The sequence below is a fragment of the Macrococcus bovicus genome, from assembly GCF_004359575.1.
GTDB lineage: Bacteria > Bacillota > Bacilli > Staphylococcales > Staphylococcaceae > Macrococcus > Macrococcus bovicus.
Window position 1 is genome coordinate 1 of the sequence record NZ_SCWF01000016.1, and the last position, 17,305, is coordinate 17,305.

Genomic DNA, 17,305 nt, shown 5'->3' on the forward strand with positions numbered 1-17,305 from the left:
TATGATGATTCGTTCATCTCTAGAAAGGTGTTTGCCCTTAACGGTTTTCGTGTTACTATTGATATGCGTCATACGAATTCATTCCTTTATTGTCGGTGTGAGAACTACAATATTAACATGAATTCGTCATGGCGTATTTTTTTATAAACAATTAATGTATCTTCCACCTTAGGTGGCTAACTTGATTGTATAACTTGCCATAGGAATTCAGTTAATTAAAGAAGAATCTAGATACAAAGTTAGATTTGACTAAATTTAGGATGAGTTATAATTAAAATTTTTGACATGTTCAATTGAGCATGTCTTTTTGTTTAAATATTGAAATATAATGAATCATCTATTTCCTTAACAAAAAACACCGCAAGTGCATTAAAAGCCAAGAGTTGCATAATAATTTCTTGGGAAATAGTAAATATAAAACATTTTATAGATTGAAAATAATAGTATTATAAAGATATTAGATAGCAAAAAATCTTTTAACAAGTTACGGTATGGAGGAAGGAGCTGTTGAATATGGATGTAGGAAATCAAATTAGATATTTTAGGAAAGAAAATAATTTATCTCAGATAGAACTAGCCGAAAAAATCTTTGTATCAAGTCAGACTATTTCTAACTGGGAAAATGAAAGAAGCTATCCTGATTTGCACAATTTGATTGCACTTACTGTCCTATTTAACGTTTCTCTAGATCAACTTGTTAAAGGAGATATTAAAATAATGAGAAATGTAGTAGATCACAGTAATATGTATAATTATAGTAAGATGATGTTAATATTTTTGTTGTTAGCCGTCATATCTTTCGGTGCAGCGATGAAGTTTAGTGATGGATGGTTTGGGATGCTAGTTCCGCTCATTCTATGGATGATGGGTATGTATTATGCCATTAAAGTAGACCAGATTAAGAAAAAATATGATGTTAAAACATATAATGAAATAATAGATTATATGGAAAATGGCATGAAAACTGATTTAGCACCACGAAATAAGAGGAAGTTTATCTTGGAAGAAGTATTTACAGTAGTAGGATTTTCTTTGGTTGCTGTAATCTTAGTACTTTTAAGCATGTTTATCTTTGGAGAATTGTAATGTATAGGGAAAGAAACTGTTTACGCACAGCTTAGTAAGGCAATTCAAATTTTATATTGAAGTACAGAGACTCTTCCTAACTAATTTTAAATATAGGTTTTAAACATCAATATTTTTCTTGAATGACTAATACCAGAATTTAAAGAGTCGACACTTATGATTAAAGCATGTGTCGACTCTTTCTTTGTATGGAGATCGATTAGAAAAATTCTTAATCAATTCAATTTTTTGTTAGTTAAGGTAGATCACCTCTATTCAGGACAGATTCTCAGCAGTCTTTCTAATAGCATAAAATTTCTGGACGAGTGGATGTTCTTGGTGGAGATTCATATTCTGCAGTTTTCTCATACCTAATCTTCTATCAAGCATGGCGTAGGCACGTATCACTTCACTTCGGTGATTCATTGCTTCTTCTATCGAAAACTGATTATAGTTGAAAAAATCATAAATAGTATGGTCGGCGTATAACCCCCGCTGATGTAGAGTTTCTTCTACTTTATCATTCGCTTCTTCCATACGTTGTTGGTAAATCAGACTTTCTGTTTCTGACAGCTCATCCATCATAAAACGATAACGTTCATCAAGTGAAGGCATCTCTTCACTTCTTTCCATATGATTCCCGAGTCTATAAGCTTCCCTTTCATATGAGATGTCGTCAGTGGCAAAAATCTCATTTTTATCAAACGTGATCGTCAGCCGGGAAGGCTGATCATGGGATTGACGATATACGACTCGATTAATCTGGATACGCCCCTGTAATGAATCGCACAATAATGATTCCAGCATCTGTTTTCGTTTAGTCCAGCGCATAAGTAAAGTGTCCTCCTATGATTTAGTCTATTTCTTATTATAGTATATGAAAAAATCGTTAAGAAAAATATGGTAAAATAAATATATAATGTTATTAAACATTGACTGAATAATAAATTGATAGAATTTAAATCAAGTTTTGAAAGGATAAAATATGACATCGAACATTTTACTGACGATTGCAATGTTAGTCACCGTTTTACTATTATATATCGCATGGAAACGACACTATGGATTTAGAGGATTCTTAGGCATCATGTTCTTTTCATCATTTTTGTTATTTATCATTAGAGTTTTTTCAAAACACGAACCTATAGTGAGTTCATTATTTCATTCATTTAATGGTTTTATTATTTTTGGATTTGCACTTTTATTTATATTCTTGAGAGAAAATAAAAGAAAATAATCAATTTAATAAGGTAGGTGGTTGCATGCTGATTCGCACGGAACGTTTGGTGCTGAAGACACCCAGTCATACGGATATTAAGGCATTTATGGAGATTAGAAATAGTGAAGGCTATTTATGTTTTAATCCGATGCCGAAAGTAGATGAGGAAACAGGTTTACATGAACTGAAAGAACAGGTAACTGATGGGTCCTTAACAGGCATCTTTTATTCAGATGAGTTAATAGGGATGATTTCTCTGCATCCAGATAATCTAAGATACCGTATCAATAGTATGAATATCTCTTACGCGCTGCATCCTGAGCATGAGGGCAAGGGCTATATGACGGAAGCATTGTGTAGTATGATAGATTATTTATTCAATCACATACAGTGTGAGATCATCGTCGCAAGAGTGTTTGCGTGCAACAGCAAATCTAAGCGCTTGATAGAGCAGCTGGGTTTTCAACAAGAAGGCTTTATTCATAGAGCGGTAAGGGGAAATGGCGACGTCGTACACGATGATTATATATTTGCATTGATGAGATAAAATATGGAGGCATTTATGAAAAATAAAAAAGTAAAATTAATGATAAATGATTATTTGACTAAAAAACAACTTTCTCGAACGAAAATAATGGAAATACCTGAAGAAAATAAAATAATTGTTTCCATAAAGAATAGTTCTCAAGAACATCTAAATGTCGAAGTCTATGAACAAATGTTGCTCGTCATTTCTTTACTTCAATCATATAATTTAAAATTTTCTATATCCCACCAATATAAAAATGATAAAAAAGGAATACAACATATCGATATCACATATCAAGACATGGATAATTAATTTCTCTTAGAAATGTCTGTTTTCTGATTAAATAATTATTCTTTATTGAAAATATCCAATCAAGTATAGATAAGTAAAGTATATGATAAATTAATTACTGGAGGTTGAACAGATTGATCAGATTTGGAATGATGAGAGGTATCAAAATTTTTTAATTCTATTTTTAGTCTATATAGTAGCCTTACTCCTCAAATTGCCTAATAGTGAGTCATTTTTACTGTACAGTCTGATGGGCTTTATACTCGGAGCGGCCAGTGTCATTTATAGCTACAGCGATTGGCCTTTTTCTAAGCAGATTGTCATTCATTTTCTGATCATGGTAGTGACGATTCTGCCTTTACTGCTGATCTGGCAGATATACTTTACAGGTCATGCTCATTTCACGAAAGTACTGGCTAGCTTTCTGAAAGTAGGATTCATCTTCATCATTATTACCGTCATATTGAAGAAGACTGGGAAAATGAGATAGAAAGGAGCATTACATATGTTTTCATACAAAGTCGATGATGAAATTAAACTTGCGTTACCTCACCCTGAAAAGGACGGAAAAGTGATTTATCGGTTAATATCAGACAACAGGGCCTATTTAAATGAATTTCTACCTTGGCCTGATTACATGAAGAGTAGTGAAGACGAAATTAAATTTTTGCAGAATTCTTTAACAGAATTCGCTGCGGGTAAAGGCCTAGTATTAGTTATTCGTTATCAGGAAGAGATTGTCGGCTTGATTGATTTTCATGCAATCAATCCTGCAAATTCATCCGCCGAGATAGGTTACTGGCTGACGGAAGATGCACAAGGGAAAGGCATCATGACAAGAGCTGTTCAAGGGATGATTGAACTTGGATTCGATTATTTTGACTTCAACAGATTAACGCTGGTCATCCAGGTTGAAAATAAGGCGAGTCAGAAAGTGGCTGAGAGAAGCGGCTTTGAAGTAGAAGGTAGGATGAAAGACTATATCAAGGAAAAAAGTGAATTCCGCGATGCTTATTTATATGCGTTAATTAAGGCTAAATAAAATGAGACATTGAATAGACGTAATTTGCGAATATGAAAACTTGCTTAACCAGGTTAGAGGGGGAGGTAGAAATGAAACTCATTTTGAATGCTGATTTGTATCTCAGAAATTTAAATAGGACTGACGAGAAAGCCTTTTACAATTTATTAGTAGAAAACTATGCTTATTTTAAAGAAGCATTGACTTGGCTGAATCAAAATCAGTTAAAGAAACAAGCGTTTGAAAGTCTGGAACTAAGAATAAAAATGGTTTCACGTGAAAAATCTTTACCTCTGTGGTTTGGAATTATTTATAAAGAACAGCTATGTGGAATGATAGGATTTAATGAATTGGATAGCGATAATGATATTGGAGAAATGGGTTATTTCATAGGTGAGAAATTTGCCTCTAAAGGAATCATGACTTCGTCACTAGAATCAATGATTGATTACAGTTTTAATCGTTTAATGCTCAATAAAATCGAACTATATATAGCTGAAAATAATCAAGGAAGCTGCAGAGTGTCAGAAAAACTTGATTTCAAATTGGAAGGGATTATTAGAGAGTCACAGAAAATAGAAGGACAATACATAAATCAAAAAGTATACGGGTTATTATACTCCGAATATGTCAACACCAATAAAAATATTAACCGAGCTAAAGATCAAGATATCCAGTTACTGAAAAACAGTTAAATCAATTTTAAAGGAAGCAGGATAATGATAAAAAGGTTACTAGAATTTATTTTAAAAGATGATTCAAGCGGAGTAGATTTGTATCCTGATTCATTGAAAATAGAAAAAGGAATTATCAGTGATGTAGATAATCAATTAATTTCTATAGATGCACATAGTAATGATATAAAGAGTATATTTATTAAATTGATAGAAGATAAAAAATTTGAAGCAATGATCAATGGTTTTGAGGCATACGTTGATAGGGAGAATATAGACTTAGAAGATGGAGAAGATACAGGCTATTTTCTCACTGTTTTATTAGATAGGAAGAACAGGCCTGTACTTATATGGGATCCTATAATAGGTCGATTAAGCTATGATCCATCAATACAATCTTACATAAAATTAACCCATAGAGATTTGAAACCGCCCTATTTGCTACCGATGGAAAAACATGAAGTCCTTATTGTCGGCAATATAATTTACAGAGGTGATGATGCCTATCTCTTAGAAATGGATGATGAGTATAGAGAGATTTTACTAATAAAAACCTTAAAACCCAAACAAAGTATTTTTATCAAAGGCAGAGAACTGATGAAGTATATTTTGGAAAATCGTATTTCTTATCGTGAGAAATGTAATCACATTCTATTCGATTATGAGCTTGATATTGATGTCATCAGCGATTTAATGCACTGTACCTGTAATGATGGTTATTATAATGTCCAGGGCATTTTCTTTTTAGAGGAAAAACTGGACTTGAACACAGTTCATTTCGAACCTTATAGAAGAACCTTTGTTATTGAAATAAGAGATGAGAAAGCATTTTATATTAGTGTGAATAGCGATGATTCATATGCATTTAATCTTAATACGAGAAAATAAATGATAATGAAAAACGCAGACCTAATCTAAATGACTAATTTTATCAGCGGTAATGAGGAAGATAAACTTCTTATAAAGAAAATTCTTCAAATAAAGCGCCCCTTGATGTTGGATTTATCATCCATCTTCAAGGGGCGCTTCATTTTCTTATTCTTTACTATTATTGAATAGTGAAGTATTTTAAGTAGCCATTTTCAAAATATGCTGTGAAGTAAGTGTTTTTCTTCGTTTTATAGAGATTCGTCACTGCAGTGCGATCGTTGGATTTAACCTGTTTTACTAACGGGAAAGATTTATATGATGCTTCGAACGCTGCTTTACTAATCAGTTTATTCTGAGGTGTCAATGTAATAGCTGTAATGGTATTTTTGTCATACTTGTCAATTAAATTATCATGGCTGTAGAACCCGGCAGCACTATGAATTTGTGGCAGGCGTTTTTTGTTGACCATGTAACCGTCTATCATCAGGTTGTCATGATTAACGGCATCTTTGAACGCTTTATTCAGTACTGTTTTTCCACTATAAGCAAAGTAACCATTGTAGTAATAGTAAGGCTGAGTCTTATCAAGGGAACGGCTTGTTTTATTTGTTGGGACCTTAGTAGTCTCAACTATTTTTGTCTTAGCACTGGCAGTGTCGTTGAATCCTACAGCAGAAAATGATAGGGCAGTCGCTAATCCTGTTGCACTGATCATTCTCATTTTCTTATTCATCATCATTCCTCCAGTTCCTATTTTTTACTACAAACCCATTATAATTAATTTCAATTATATTACAATAATTTCTATAATATTTCATAAATAATAATAATTACTATTAATCATAGATTAAATGAATTGGAAATTATAGCTATACCCTAGTAGATTCACAATATAGTGTCCAAGTATTGCATGATAAAAGAAAGTTATAGCAATAAAAAATCAAAAATTATGAATATAAGTGGGATTTTAATAAAGAGCAACCAAATATACTATAAGGTCTAGTATTTGAAAGCGGACACTATTCTCATTTATAATATAGCCATGAGATAATTAATCTACTATATAAAATAAAGAGATGAGGATATTATGACTGAAACTCTATTTGAATCACAGACTTTCACTCCAGCACAAATAAAAGCAATCGATCACTATCTGAATATCAGTACACCTGATGAACAGGCTGATTTGAATCAGCTTAATCAGTTGATTGCTCATTATGCGTCAACGGTTCCATTTGAAAATATAAGCGTCCAGAATAAAGTACCAATCGACGTAAAGTTGGAGAGTCTATTTCACAAGATTGTTGAGCGTAGACGTGGCGGCTATTGTTATGAGATGAATACTTTCTTCAAGCATTATCTGCTGTACAAAGGCTATGATGCTTACAATGTCTCCGCAACTATCCGCACGCCTGATGGATGGAGCCGCGAGGGCAGTCATATGTCACTGCTTGTTCAGCTGGACCGGCTTTACGTGGCAGATGTCGGCTTTGGTGATTTCCCGCTTCAGGCGTTGCCTATCATGTCTGAAGATGAAGCGGTGGTCATCCATGATGTCAATGGCCGGTACCGGGCTGTTGAACGTGATAATGGATTTGTTGTCCAGAAGTTGAAGGAAGACGAGTTCCAGACACTTTATCGTGCGGAGTTTGAGCCGCGAGATCTTTCATACTTTGATGACAATCTGTATTACAATCAGCATAATCCTGATTCTATCTTCGTCAAAAAACTGATCATTACCTTGCCGTTGTCTGATGGTCGTGTCACAATGTCTGATCGTAACTTAACCATCACCAAGCAGGGTAAGAAGGAAGTCCAGGCCGTAACGAAAGACAACTATCGCCAGTTTCTCAACGATTATTTTGGGATGGATGTGGCTATTAATAAATGGGAATAGTTTTCATGATGTTCGGCATCAATTTAGTGGTCTTCAGCGGCATGATGTATGGTGCCAATTATATTCTGTATAAAAACGGAAATGGCTTTACAAAAGGACAGACCATTCTCTTGACCCTTATCTTAACATTCATTTCATCAATGCCTTTACTACACACTTTAGAATAGGAGATGCAGACTATGAAATATATTGATACGCATGCACATTTATGGAGTCAGGAATATTTGGAGAAGCTTGAAGCACTGGGGTCCCCTGGAACTGAAGTGGCGAAAGGAATTAAAGCAGGTGTGTCAGCAGAAGATCTGGATGCACGTTTCAAAATGATGGATGAAGCGGAGGTAAGTCGGCAGGTCATTTCAGCAACCCCTCAGTCACCACAGTGGGGAACACAAGAAGAGGCTGAAGAGAGTGCGGCCATGATCAATGAGCTATATGCCTCTCTTGTCAACCAGTATCCGGACCGGTTTTTAGCATATGGGGCAGTCTCTCTGCCCTATGTTGATCTGGCCATCAGCCAGGCGGAAGCGTTACTTAAACGACAAGAATTCATTGGTATTGCAGTACCGACTCTGATCAAGAATGAGATTTCGATTGATGATAGAAGGTTTGAGCCTTTTTTTGAGGCGATGAATAAAGCCCAGGCAGTCATCTATATCTATCCGACAGGCTGTGGTGCCAATAGTCCGATGATCAATGACTTTTAACTTGAATGGGTAGTCGGGGCACCGATTGAATCGATGTTGGCGGCTTTACAGCTGTTAAAAGCTGATATTCCGAGCAAGTACCCGAACATTAAATTTCATCTGTCACATCTAGGTGGCGCCCTGCCATTCCTGATGCAACGGATAGAGGACAACTATACAGATTGGGATGCATTTAATGAAAGTCCTTTAGAAACGTTGAAGCGTCAGTTCTGGTTCGATACAGCGAACTTTCATCAGCCTTCCCTTATTAATTCGGTCAGCACATTTGGTGTGGAGAAGTTCATGTTAGGTAGTGACTTCCCGTACTTTCAGGATGATAAATATACACGCGCTGTGACGTATATTAAAGAAAGCGGCTTAGATGCAAAGGGTATAGATGGTATCCTGCAGCATAACGCTCTGACATTATATCAAGTGCATTGATTGCAATATTCATAAAGAAAGACGGTGAACAATCGTTCACCGTCTTTCTTTATGAAATTATGTCTGATGAAATCTTAATTTCTTTGATTTTTAGGCAGAGTAAGCGCCATTAATAGTCCGATTAATGCGAGAAACCTCTTATATTCTGAATATAGATAGGCAATGACGTCATACTTCCGATAAAGATGATGAACATGACAACAATCAGCAGACTGGACTGGGTGAACTGTCGACCTTTGAAAACTTATTGATATCCAGTCTAAATGATTTCATGATGGCAGGCAGCGCAGTAGTCAGCAGTGTCTGGTTGAGAACAGCAATAAAAGTCCCTATCATCATAATAAATACGACTATATTTCTTTGTTTACTTGATAATTCATGAGTCATTTGATAATCTCCTCTAGTTCTCCATCTTGCAAACGGACAGTATTCTCATTTATACTATAAATAGTAACTGAAAAAGTCAAATGTGTTGTTTAGGAGATACTATGGAAAATAGCGACAAAAAAAAGCGTCATGATGCTATCATGAACAGAAAACTTATTCTAGAAGTAGCAGATTCATTATTTCAAACGTATTCGGTCAGTGAAGTCACCATGAAACAAATCGCTGTTGAATGCAATATAGGGCAGGGAACCTTGTATAGACATTTCAGTAATAAAGCTGAAATCTGTCAGAATCTTATGGACCATAAAATAGAGACGATGTTCAACGTAATTGACGAAATCAAGCACTCTAATAAGACGGATGAAGATAAAATAAAGTATATCTTATATACATTTGTCAGGCTGATAAATGACAATAAGCAGAAGCTGGAAGAAATGAAGAGAACGGGGAAGAGAAGTTCTGTCATGATGAATCTGCATTTTTACGATCGCCTGAAGGTGGACATCCAAGCATGTATTGAAAATCTGGAGATAGTCAGTAATGCTGAATTTCATACAGACATCATGCTGAACTCTTTTTCTAGAGATGTATTTGATTATTATTGTGTTGAAAAAAAGGTGACACCTGAACAGTTTGCTGACCGCATCCACTTTATCTTCATAGAGCGGCTGATGATATAAAAAACGCTTGTCAGGACAGACAGGCCATCATAAAGGACCGATGATTACTTTTTATAGACGTAATGTTGATTAATGACTAAGTTGTATACTATAATGTCCTGTAAAGTGACATCATCAATTATAAGTTCATTCAGCCACATAGCCCTAAAAATATGGCTAAATTAAGAAAGAAGAGGACGAGATGGAAGACCGGCGGATCAGAAAAACGAAAGAAAGTATTAAAAGTGCTTACTTCAAGTTGATGAAAGAGAAGCATTTCAAAGATATAACAGTGAATCAGATTACGGAGAAGGCCGATATTAATCGCGGAACATTCTATCTGCATTACTTAGATAAGTTCGATTTGAGAGATAGACTGGAAAACGAAGTGCTTGAAAAACTAGAGGAAAAACTGAAGGAAAGAAAAATTGAGAATCTGATCGAAAATCCTGAAAAATATTCGATTCAATTTATTGAATTAATTTTGACAACTATTGAAGAGAATCGTGATTATTTTGAAATTCTGCTGATTCATCAAGATATCGGATTACCGCAGCAATTTTCAAGAATCATCAAGAAAAATATTGAAAGTCAGATACAATTGCCGCATCAGCTGGGTATTGTGCCAATTGACTATTATTTTGCCTTTATCGTCAATGCTCAGACCGGTATCATCAAGGAATGGGTAAAGAATGGAATGAAGGAAACCAAAAAAGAAATAGCGACGTACGCCTATACACTTGCCTATAATGGGCCGTTGAAGTTGATGCATCAATACATGAAAGATACATTGTAAAACCAATGAAGGGTGCAATGTGAACAGCAATAGCAACTGTAAAAAGATGAATCAGATAGCCTTCTGTAAAAAATGATACAGAAGGCTTTTATTTATGTTCCGAGATTCGTTGGCTTTCGCAGCGAAGACGCTATTCAAATGATAATAACTTTTGAAATAAAAGTAATAAATGTCTAAGATAGTAATAGCTTGGTTGATAAATACGAAAAGTGGAGACAAATGAGGAAGCATTATTTATTTTTAAGTATTTATTTTCTAGTGATGGGGGCGGGTCTTTTCATCTGCAGACAGTTCTTAAGAACACCTTATGATTCACCTCATTTCGGTCAGACCTTTCTGCCGTTTACATTATTACTGGCTGTTATGGTAGTGGTATATGGGTATAGATATCGTACCTCCCTTAAAATGCAGCAGCCGGACCGGACAACATATCTCTATGGGCTGCTGCCACTCTTTCCTTTGGCTGTGTTGGCAGTGATAGCGGCCATAGCTGATTTCAGCTGGAGCACGCTCTTCTTGATTCCGCTAATTGATGCCTTACTTGTCAGTATTGCTGAAGAAGGGCTGTTCAGAGGGATCATACTTGGCGGTACGGCGAGACATATTAAGCCGCTCTATGCGCTGTTGCTGTCCTCTCTGTTATTCTCTGCTTTACATTTACTGAATTTGCTGGGTGGTCTCGCACCGGCTGAGGTTACAAGTCAGTTACTTTCTACCTTTATGATGGGATTATTTCTGGGAGCAGTCTATTTATATACGCGGAACCTCTATCTGCCGGTTATCTTCCATTGATCACGCTATTCTTTTTCATCCGATGGTCCCGTTACGCGGTATTGAGCTGCCCGATTTAAGCGGCAAGCATATCTTTATTGGTGCTGGACACGGGGATCCATATGCCAGCGATGCTGAAATTAATGAACTGGAGGCACTGCTGACAGAGGCGGGAGCCACAGTTGAGATTTTCTGGCACCATAAGGGTCATTCATTGACACAAGAAGAACTGGCAGCTGCTGTTCAATGGTATGAGAACCTCTAAAAAAGACGGACTGAAATTTTTCAGTCCGTCTTTTTTTAGGATTTCGGGTTGTCCTTTGGATGAATAAACTGATAGCGCTTGATATCCTCTTGTGTCAGGATACGCTCAGAGACATGATAGGGCTTGATATAATTCATTTCTGATACTCTGACTTTACCGTTCTGATAGACATGCTCGACATAGGCGACGTGTCCTTGTTCGCCGCGTGAAGACTGAAGAAGCGCGCCTTCAACAGGTGTCTGATTGACGGTGTAGCCATCTTCTTCGGCACCTTCCTTCCAGTACTTGGCGTCATGCCACGTGCGTTCAATCATCTTGCCATCCGCTTTGACCTTCTCAAAGACATAGAACGTGCATTGGCCTCTATCATATGTATTAAAGGCCATCGGGTCCGGCATCCATCTGATTTTCAGTTCTTCCTGATAGGCAGTCCATGTATCACGCGTCAGATAACCGCTGATGCCTAGTACAATGATGATAATGAAGATGACAGGCTTTTTCATCTCTATGTTAAAGGTGGAAGACGTTTTTCGATTTCATCACGTTCAGGCTCCAGAAAGTCAGGAAGATTGAGTTTCTTGCCGAGTTCATCTTTCGGTGTGTCGATCATAAAGCCGGGACCGGATGTCGCGAATTCATACATAATGGTATTATGACGATAGTAGACGGATTTAAAGAAATAACGGTCGATGATACCGGAGTGACTACCCGGCAGTTCATCCAAATAGCGGATGATTGCTTCAAGATCTGAATCGTCCGGCACATCAACAGCGATATGATGGATATAACCGCGGCCGGGTCTGACAGAAGGTCCATCCTCCTCCACAACTATCAGGTCGCTGTAGAGGCCGCCCTTATCTTGTGTGAAGTGAAGAGGCGCGCGCTCTTCATACTGAAGAATATCAGTCAGGAACTGACGGGTTGGCTCCGTTTTTTTGACACGCAGCTCGACCGGCCCCATACCGACAATCTGATATTCAGCCGGGATATCGCTGTAGCTGTTCTTCTTCCAGAACGCGGGATAGGTATAATCATCGTTCTGGATGAGGATGATTTCAATATTATCTGGATCAAGGAACGAAAGTGCAGGCTGTCCAGCATATTCAAGACGTTCAGATGTCACGTTAAACGATGCAAGTCTTGTCTCGAAATAGTCGAGTGCCGCACTGTCAGGAACAAGCAGTGAGAGACGGTAGATACTGTTGGTCCCTTTCTGAGTGGGCGCCAGGTTCGGGATATCAAAGAAGCTGAGTAAGGTGCCGGGCATTCCTTCTTCATCGCCATAAAAGAAATGATACATGCTCGGATTATCCTGATTGACTGAAATTTCCACTAGACGGAGGCCGAGAACATGGGTATAGAAATGTTGATTTGCTTTAATGTCTTTTGTATACATTGAAATATGATGATGACCATTGATTTTCATCATTTTATCCTCCTCATGCAAATGATGTGCTTCTATAATTGTCTTCAGTATAGGGGGTCCGGCTATAAGATTCAAATGAGGTGCTGCATTATCTCATTCTCCTGGCAAGGATCATCATAATGCTAAAACTGGTAGCAATTCACTTCCATTGACCGGTGAAGAACAATCATCTAGTGCTTTGATGGGTAGTATCGCTTTATTAACAGCAGGCTTCACCTTGCTCTTTATTAAGAGAAAACGAACTGATTACTAATTCAAAAAGATCAGCTTAACATTAGTTGAGCTGATCTTTTTATTTAGGCTTTTTGTTTTTTAGGGACAATTCTGCGGCCTTTACCGAGAAAAATCTGAATAATGGATGCGATCAACAGAATAACATTAAAGATAATCATAATGTTGAAGACATGGTGAACGGTATTCAGGGCCGCTTCTCTTAAGAGTAATAATGCTTCTTGTTTAGAATGATAGTGTGTCGGCATATTTGCTTTTAAGTCATGGCTGATAAACCAGGCAATAAAGGCAATTGCCACTGCGCCCATATAGTTACGTATAGTATGCATCGTATTGGAGCGGTGAGATGCCTTTTCAATAGGTCCATCCAGTAATGTTGCCATAGCGCCGCTGACTAAAGCCATACTGATGCCAAAACCTAACAGAAAAGCATGGATATATAACAGGTCATTCGACACATCGACACCTATAATGCGCCAGTGAATACTGACATAAAGAGTGGCGATGGAACCGAGTAATCCGAGTGCCCCTGCCCCGACTGCACTATATGTCAGCATCTTGATACAGCCGGATAATATAACACCGAAGAGGAAGAACAGGTAGAAATAAATGATATGCTCGGACGACATCGTCAGGATACGCAGAAGAAAAATATTGATACCTGCTAATGCAACGACGAGCGTTAAATGGGATGAAATAGCCATAACAGCCCCTGTCATCGGTTTTCGCTCATAAAGTGTGCTGAAGTGAACGATAGGATGTTCTGCTCATGCATTCAAGATAACAGCAGAATGCATGAGCCATTTGATCGATAAAGCGTCCAGTGCAGCTCGCACGAAATCTGTTTGACAACGTCACTGTTTAATACTATATTGATAACAATCATTTAAATATGTCTTATCCAGAGAGATGGAGGGAACTGGCCCTGTGAAATCTCAGCAGCAGGCTCATCTGAGAGTACTGTGCTAAATCCATCAAGCGACAGCTTGGCAGATAAGTGATTTTCTAACGTCATTGCTGCGAAGTAATGACGTTTTTTATTTCGATTGAAGAAGAAGGGGAGAGGAAATGCGTTCTAAATTACTTGATTCTATACCAGAAAGTTATTTTGGCAAGACGATGGGCAGAAAGCTCGATATCGGCAGCAAACCGCTTATCAACACAGCGGTCGGTATACCCGACCAGAAAGTTCCGGCAGAAGTACTCGAGACGGTTCAGTCCGCAGTACAGGAGCCTGCGAATAATAAATATGGTGTTTTCCGTGGTAAGGAAGCGTTGAAAGAAGCCATCCAGAAATTCTATTTAGATACTTACGGGGTTGAGCTGGATAAAGATGAAGAGATCTGTATTCTTTACGGGACGAAAAACGGGCTGGTCAACTTGCCGCTTTGTGTGATTGAACCGGGTGAAGGCGTTCTGCTGCCGAACCCGGGTTACACTGATTATCTTGCTGGTGTGAAGCTGGCCCGTGGCACGGTCTATGAACTGCCGCTCCTGCCTGCCAACCATTACTGGCCGGACTTTGATGCCCTTGATTCTGCCGTATTAGCAGATACACGTCTCATCTACCTTAATTATCCGAGCAACCCGACAGGGGCAGTTGCGACTCGTGCAGGGTTCGATGCTGTCGTCCGGCGTTTCAGAGGGACGCAGACAAAGATTGTCCACGACTTCGCCTATGCGGCATTCGGCTTTGATGCTAAAAATCCGAGCATTCTGCAGTCGCCAGGCGCGAAGGACGTGGCAGTCGAGATTTATTCACTCTCCAAAGGTTTCAATATGTCAGGTGTACGGATAGGTTTTGCTGTCGGCAATAAAGATATCATCGGTGCCCTCAATTATTATCAGGATCATACACAAGTAGGGATGTGGGGGGTCGTTCAGGAAGCGGCGGTCAGTGCACTGAAATTAGGGGAACCTTTTTTAGAGACACAGAACGCGATTTTCAGAAAGCGTAGAGATCAAGTTACAGACTTTCTCACTGAGACAGGCATCCCGTTTGAACCGATGCAGGGCGGCATCTTCCTGTGGCTTAGAATCCCGCCCGGCTATAAAAGTGAAGAATACGTCGATTATCTGCTGAAAACACAGTCCATCCTGACGACACCGGGGCTACCATTCGGTTCAAACGGTGATGATTATATTCGGATCTCTCTTGCAATCAGTGACGAGGAGATAGAAGAGTTGCTCATCAGGCTCAAGGAAACAGCAGGCCTCTATCAATAACGGAGTCTCAAGTTAATTATTTTATTAAAGAAAAGGGCTTCATACTACTTTACACGAACATATGTTCCCTTATACAATGGACTCATAAATGAGGTGGGGGAATGTATGACTATTATCAATGCAATGCTCGTGATGTACTCTGTATTGACCTTAAAAGCTTCTTTGCATCGGTCTCGTGTATCGAAAAAGGACTGAACCCACTGACAACTAAACTGGCTGTTGTCGGAGATACAAAGCGGCAGGGATCTGTTGTGCTGGCTGCAACGCCACCCTTGAAAGCGTTGGGAATTAAAACGGGTTCGAGATTATTTGAGATACCGCATCGTTCAGATATTTATATCATTAACCCGTCGATGCTGAAGTATATTCAAGTATCGAGTCGGATTTCAGCTATCGCCCTGCAATATGTGGCGCCGGAAGATTTCCATCAGTATAGTATTGATGAATTCTTCATGGATATTACAGATTCCTATCATCTGTTCGCACAGACGCCTTCTCACATGGCCCGCATTCTGCAGCAGGAGATCTATAACAAGACGCAGATATTCAGCACTATAGGCATCGGTTCAAATCCACTTCTGGCCAAGCTTGCTATGGATCTCGAAGCGAAACGCACAAGTGAAGGTGTCGCTGAATGGCGGTATCATGACGTGCCACGCAAGCTGTGGGATGTAGAACCGTTGACTGAGATGTGGGGGATCAATAAGCGGACGGAGAAGAAACTGAATAAGAAAGGTATCTTCCGTATCGGTGACCTGGCCCATTATCCAGTTGAATATTTGAAGCGTGATTTTGGCATTCTCGGCGTTGACCTGCATCTGCATGCGAATGGAATAGATGAAAGTATCATTCGGCAGCCCCATGTCATCAAAGGGAAATCTTACGGGAAGTCGCAGATTTTGATGCGTGATTATCAGTTTCATGAACTGAAGACCGTCATCAGTGAACAGATAGATGAAGTCTTCTATCGGGTCAGGGAGAAAAAGCTGTATCCGACAACGATTGCTTTTACTGTGGGCTATGCAGATAAGGGAGGCATTCATAAACAATTCACCAAGAAAGATTACTTCACATCGACCATGCAGGTAGTCAGCCTGATATGGCGGTATTTAGAAGAATATGCCGAGACAGACCGTCTGTTCAGAACAGTAGGTGTCTCGTTCAGCAATCTGCGTGACAGTCGGCTGAGACAGATGAATCTCTTTGAGGCACCGGAAGAAGTGAAGCGGGAGATTATAGAAAGTTATCTGGATGAGCTTCGCCGTAAGTATGGCAAAGAGATCGTCATGCGGGCGTCATCCCTGACAGAGAGCGGTACTCTCCGTCTCCGGAAAGGACTCATTGCGGGCCATAAAGGGTAAGAATTTCTCGGCTGGAAGATTAATATCTCCCAAACAGGCTATTGAAAGAATAACAATAGAATGGGAGTGATCATGATGTGGACAATGAACGATTACCCGGCCAGCTGGAAGAACCTTGAGGAACTTGAACGGAAGAAAGCTATCGATATTGGTAATGCGATGCTGATAGACGGCTACAAGGAAGAAGATCTGATTCCTATCGCGACCAAGCAGGCGAAAGATTGGTATAAAGAAGCATCAAAAGAAGAACTGGATGAACTGAAAAATAAGAAGATTACCCAGCATAAAAAAGATCCTTCAGCCCAGCCGGAACTAATGAATCACGATGTGGAGATTTTCTTCAAGGATGATAAATGGCATGTGAAGACACAAGGTGCTAAGCGTGCCGATTCAACTCATGAGACAAAACAGACAGCATTGAAGCGGGCTAAAGAAATCGCTGACAATAAAGGTGTAAAAGTAGTTCAGCATAATAAGAATGAATGATGAC

At 38.7% G+C, this 17,305-nt stretch carries 22 protein-coding genes, 2 pseudogenes and 1 riboswitch; of the genes and pseudogenes, 18 read left to right on the forward strand and 6 right to left on the reverse strand.

The annotated features are described in order from the left end of the window. The first annotated feature begins 513 nt into the window (after window positions 1–513). Window positions 514–1,086, forward strand: a complete 573-nt coding sequence (locus tag ERX55_RS10650; RefSeq protein WP_133452573.1) for a helix-turn-helix domain-containing protein — start codon at window positions 514–516, stop codon at window positions 1,084–1,086. A gap of 255 nt (window positions 1,087–1,341) precedes the next feature. On the opposite strand, the gene ERX55_RS10655 is transcribed toward ERX55_RS10650, so the two are convergent. After that, on the reverse strand, window positions 1,342–1,896 hold the full coding sequence (locus tag ERX55_RS10655) for an SF0329 family protein (RefSeq protein WP_133452574.1): 555 nt from the start codon (window positions 1,894–1,896) through the stop codon (window positions 1,342–1,344). Between the two features lie 431 nt (window positions 1,897–2,327). On the opposite strand from ERX55_RS10655, the gene ERX55_RS10660 reads away from it, so the two are divergent. The 6 genes from ERX55_RS10660 to ERX55_RS10685 all read left to right on the forward strand — a co-directional run bounded on the left by ERX55_RS10660 (window position 2,328) and on the right by ERX55_RS10685 (window position 5,687). Then, window positions 2,328–2,831, forward strand: a complete 504-nt coding sequence (locus ERX55_RS10660; RefSeq protein WP_133452575.1) for a GNAT family N-acetyltransferase — start codon at window positions 2,328–2,330, stop codon at window positions 2,829–2,831. A 15-nt stretch (window positions 2,832–2,846) separates the two neighbouring features. After that, on the forward strand, window positions 2,847–3,125 hold the full coding sequence (locus ERX55_RS10665; protein WP_133452576.1) for a hypothetical protein: 279 nt from the start codon (window positions 2,847–2,849) through the stop codon (window positions 3,123–3,125). 193 nt (window positions 3,126–3,318) lie between these two features. Next, entirely contained in the window at window positions 3,319–3,594 is a 276-nt protein-coding gene (locus tag ERX55_RS10670) for a DUF3021 family protein (RefSeq protein ID WP_165983782.1), read from the forward strand. Window positions 3,595–3,609: 15 nt separating this feature from the next. Further along, window positions 3,610–4,146 carry a GNAT family N-acetyltransferase gene (locus ERX55_RS10675; RefSeq protein WP_133452578.1) on the forward strand — a complete coding sequence of 179 codons (537 nt, stop codon included), beginning with the start codon at window positions 3,610–3,612 and terminating at the stop codon, window positions 4,144–4,146. A gap of 71 nt (window positions 4,147–4,217) precedes the next feature. Continuing rightward, window positions 4,218–4,820 (forward strand): GNAT family N-acetyltransferase, encoded by a 603-nt coding sequence (locus tag ERX55_RS10680; RefSeq protein ID WP_165983783.1) that lies wholly within the window; start codon window positions 4,218–4,220, stop codon window positions 4,818–4,820. 24 nt (window positions 4,821–4,844) lie between these two features. Next, the gene (locus ERX55_RS10685) at window positions 4,845–5,687 is read left to right on the forward strand and encodes a hypothetical protein (RefSeq protein ID WP_133452580.1); all 843 of its coding nucleotides are present in this window, start codon (window positions 4,845–4,847) and stop codon (window positions 5,685–5,687) included. Between the two features lie 160 nt (window positions 5,688–5,847). On the opposite strand, the gene isaB is transcribed toward ERX55_RS10685, so the two are convergent. Next, window positions 5,848–6,402 carry an immunodominant staphylococcal antigen IsaB family protein gene (gene isaB, locus ERX55_RS10690; protein WP_133452581.1) on the reverse strand — a complete coding sequence of 185 codons (555 nt, stop codon included), beginning with the start codon at window positions 6,400–6,402 and terminating at the stop codon, window positions 5,848–5,850. 354 nt (window positions 6,403–6,756) lie between these two features. Here isaB and ERX55_RS10695 point away from each other — a divergent pair, with 354 nt between their 5' ends. The 3 genes and pseudogenes from ERX55_RS10695 (at window position 6,757) to ERX55_RS10700 (ending at window position 8,693) form a co-directional block, all read left to right on the forward strand. Beyond that, window positions 6,757–7,566: an arylamine N-acetyltransferase family protein gene (locus ERX55_RS10695; RefSeq protein WP_133452582.1), complete on the forward strand. Its 810-nt coding sequence runs from the start codon at window positions 6,757–6,759 to the stop codon at window positions 7,564–7,566. Next, window positions 7,557–7,733: a hypothetical protein gene (locus tag ERX55_RS11475; protein WP_165983784.1), complete on the forward strand. Its 177-nt coding sequence runs from the start codon at window positions 7,557–7,559 to the stop codon at window positions 7,731–7,733. The genes ERX55_RS10695 and ERX55_RS11475 overlap by 10 nt, the downstream gene beginning before the upstream one ends. A 3-nt stretch (window positions 7,734–7,736) precedes the next feature. Then, window positions 7,737–8,693: pseudogene (locus tag ERX55_RS10700) on the forward strand (amidohydrolase family protein). Window positions 8,694–8,897: 204 nt separating this feature from the next. On the opposite strand, the gene ERX55_RS10705 reads toward ERX55_RS10700, so the two are convergent. Next, window positions 8,898–9,080, reverse strand: coding sequence for a hypothetical protein (locus ERX55_RS10705; protein WP_133452583.1), 183 nt, complete (start codon window positions 9,078–9,080; stop codon window positions 8,898–8,900). Between the two features lie 101 nt (window positions 9,081–9,181). Here ERX55_RS10705 and ERX55_RS10710 point away from each other — a divergent pair, with 101 nt between their 5' ends. From ERX55_RS10710 to ERX55_RS10725, 4 genes are all read left to right on the forward strand, one after another. Next, window positions 9,182–9,760: a TetR/AcrR family transcriptional regulator gene (locus ERX55_RS10710; RefSeq protein ID WP_165983785.1), complete on the forward strand. Its 579-nt coding sequence runs from the start codon at window positions 9,182–9,184 to the stop codon at window positions 9,758–9,760. A 181-nt stretch (window positions 9,761–9,941) separates the two neighbouring features. Beyond that, a complete protein-coding gene (locus ERX55_RS10715) occupies window positions 9,942–10,535 on the forward strand; it encodes a TetR/AcrR family transcriptional regulator (protein WP_133452585.1) in 594 nt (197 codons plus the stop codon). Between the two features lie 219 nt (window positions 10,536–10,754). After that, the gene (locus tag ERX55_RS10720; protein ID WP_133452586.1) at window positions 10,755–11,327 is read left to right on the forward strand and encodes a CPBP family intramembrane glutamic endopeptidase; all 573 of its coding nucleotides are present in this window, start codon (window positions 10,755–10,757) and stop codon (window positions 11,325–11,327) included. A gap of 22 nt (window positions 11,328–11,349) precedes the next feature. Continuing rightward, entirely contained in the window at window positions 11,350–11,571 is a 222-nt protein-coding gene (locus ERX55_RS10725) for an alpha/beta hydrolase (protein ID WP_133452587.1), read from the forward strand. 35 nt (window positions 11,572–11,606) lie between these two features. On the opposite strand, the gene ERX55_RS10730 is transcribed toward ERX55_RS10725, so the two are convergent. Beyond that, on the reverse strand, window positions 11,607–12,074 hold the full coding sequence (locus tag ERX55_RS10730; protein ID WP_133452588.1) for a CHAP domain-containing protein: 468 nt from the start codon (window positions 12,072–12,074) through the stop codon (window positions 11,607–11,609). A 2-nt stretch (window positions 12,075–12,076) separates the two neighbouring features. Beyond that, window positions 12,077–12,997: a VOC family protein gene (locus ERX55_RS10735; protein WP_133452608.1), complete on the reverse strand. Its 921-nt coding sequence runs from the start codon at window positions 12,995–12,997 to the stop codon at window positions 12,077–12,079. 136 nt (window positions 12,998–13,133) lie between these two features. Between ERX55_RS10735 and ERX55_RS11705 the strand changes: the two are divergent. Next, window positions 13,134–13,250 (forward strand): annotated as a pseudogene (locus ERX55_RS11705) (LPXTG cell wall anchor domain-containing protein); the annotation flags it as partial. A 43-nt stretch (window positions 13,251–13,293) separates the two neighbouring features. Here ERX55_RS11705 and ERX55_RS10745 read toward each other — a convergent pair. After that, entirely contained in the window at window positions 13,294–13,932 is a 639-nt protein-coding gene (locus tag ERX55_RS10745) for an MFS transporter (protein WP_133452590.1), read from the reverse strand. Window positions 13,933–14,122: 190 nt separating this feature from the next. Next, a riboswitch (SAM riboswitch) is annotated at window positions 14,123–14,228 on the forward strand. Window positions 14,229–14,296: 68 nt separating this feature from the next. Between ERX55_RS10745 and ERX55_RS10750 the strand changes: the two genes are divergently transcribed. The 3 genes from ERX55_RS10750 to ERX55_RS10760 all read left to right on the forward strand — a co-directional run bounded on the left by ERX55_RS10750 (window position 14,297) and on the right by ERX55_RS10760 (window position 17,301). Continuing rightward, window positions 14,297–15,454 (forward strand): aminotransferase class I/II-fold pyridoxal phosphate-dependent enzyme, encoded by a 1,158-nt coding sequence (locus ERX55_RS10750; RefSeq protein WP_133452591.1) that lies wholly within the window; start codon window positions 14,297–14,299, stop codon window positions 15,452–15,454. A 101-nt stretch (window positions 15,455–15,555) separates the two neighbouring features. Then, window positions 15,556–16,815, forward strand: a complete 1,260-nt coding sequence (locus ERX55_RS10755) for a Y-family DNA polymerase (protein WP_133452592.1) — start codon at window positions 15,556–15,558, stop codon at window positions 16,813–16,815. Between the two features lie 72 nt (window positions 16,816–16,887). Further along, a complete protein-coding gene (locus ERX55_RS10760; protein ID WP_133452593.1) occupies window positions 16,888–17,301 on the forward strand; it encodes a DUF2188 domain-containing protein in 414 nt (137 codons plus the stop codon). Window positions 17,302–17,305: the final 4 nt, after the last annotated feature.

Bases quoted from the DNA above. Each gene is read 5' to 3' on its own strand.
- ERX55_RS10650 (WP_133452573.1), top strand. From the start codon at position 514: ATGGATGTAGGAAATCAAATTAGATATTTTAGGAAAGAAAATAATTTA.
- ERX55_RS10655 (WP_133452574.1), bottom strand. From the start codon at position 1,896: ATGCGCTGGACTAAACGAAAACAGATGCTGGAATCATTATTGTGCGAT.
- ERX55_RS10660 (WP_133452575.1), top strand. From the start codon at position 2,328: ATGCTGATTCGCACGGAACGTTTGGTGCTGAAGACACCCAGTCATACG.
- ERX55_RS10665 (WP_133452576.1), top strand. From the start codon at position 2,847: ATGAAAAATAAAAAAGTAAAATTAATGATAAATGATTATTTGACTAAA.
- ERX55_RS10675 (WP_133452578.1), top strand. From the start codon at position 3,610: ATGTTTTCATACAAAGTCGATGATGAAATTAAACTTGCGTTACCTCAC.
- ERX55_RS10680 (WP_165983783.1), top strand. From the start codon at position 4,218: ATGAAACTCATTTTGAATGCTGATTTGTATCTCAGAAATTTAAATAGG.
- ERX55_RS10685 (WP_133452580.1), top strand. From the start codon at position 4,845: ATGATAAAAAGGTTACTAGAATTTATTTTAAAAGATGATTCAAGCGGA.
- isaB (WP_133452581.1), bottom strand. From the start codon at position 6,402: ATGAATAAGAAAATGAGAATGATCAGTGCAACAGGATTAGCGACTGCC.
- ERX55_RS10695 (WP_133452582.1), top strand. From the start codon at position 6,757: ATGACTGAAACTCTATTTGAATCACAGACTTTCACTCCAGCACAAATA.
- ERX55_RS11475 (WP_165983784.1), top strand. From the start codon at position 7,557: ATGGGAATAGTTTTCATGATGTTCGGCATCAATTTAGTGGTCTTCAGC.
- ERX55_RS10705 (WP_133452583.1), bottom strand. From the start codon at position 9,080: ATGACTCATGAATTATCAAGTAAACAAAGAAATATAGTCGTATTTATT.
- ERX55_RS10710 (WP_165983785.1), top strand. From the start codon at position 9,182: ATGGAAAATAGCGACAAAAAAAAGCGTCATGATGCTATCATGAACAGA.
- ERX55_RS10715 (WP_133452585.1), top strand. From the start codon at position 9,942: ATGGAAGACCGGCGGATCAGAAAAACGAAAGAAAGTATTAAAAGTGCT.
- ERX55_RS10720 (WP_133452586.1), top strand. From the start codon at position 10,755: ATGAGGAAGCATTATTTATTTTTAAGTATTTATTTTCTAGTGATGGGG.
- ERX55_RS10725 (WP_133452587.1), top strand. From the start codon at position 11,350: ATGGTCCCGTTACGCGGTATTGAGCTGCCCGATTTAAGCGGCAAGCAT.
- ERX55_RS10730 (WP_133452588.1), bottom strand. From the start codon at position 12,074: ATGAAAAAGCCTGTCATCTTCATTATCATCATTGTACTAGGCATCAGC.
- ERX55_RS10735 (WP_133452608.1), bottom strand. From the start codon at position 12,997: ATGAAAATCAATGGTCATCATCATATTTCAATGTATACAAAAGACATT.
- ERX55_RS10745 (WP_133452590.1), bottom strand. From the start codon at position 13,932: ATGGCTATTTCATCCCATTTAACGCTCGTCGTTGCATTAGCAGGTATC.
- ERX55_RS10750 (WP_133452591.1), top strand. From the start codon at position 14,297: ATGCGTTCTAAATTACTTGATTCTATACCAGAAAGTTATTTTGGCAAG.
- ERX55_RS10755 (WP_133452592.1), top strand. From the start codon at position 15,556: ATGTATGACTATTATCAATGCAATGCTCGTGATGTACTCTGTATTGAC.
- ERX55_RS10760 (WP_133452593.1), top strand. From the start codon at position 16,888: ATGATGTGGACAATGAACGATTACCCGGCCAGCTGGAAGAACCTTGAG.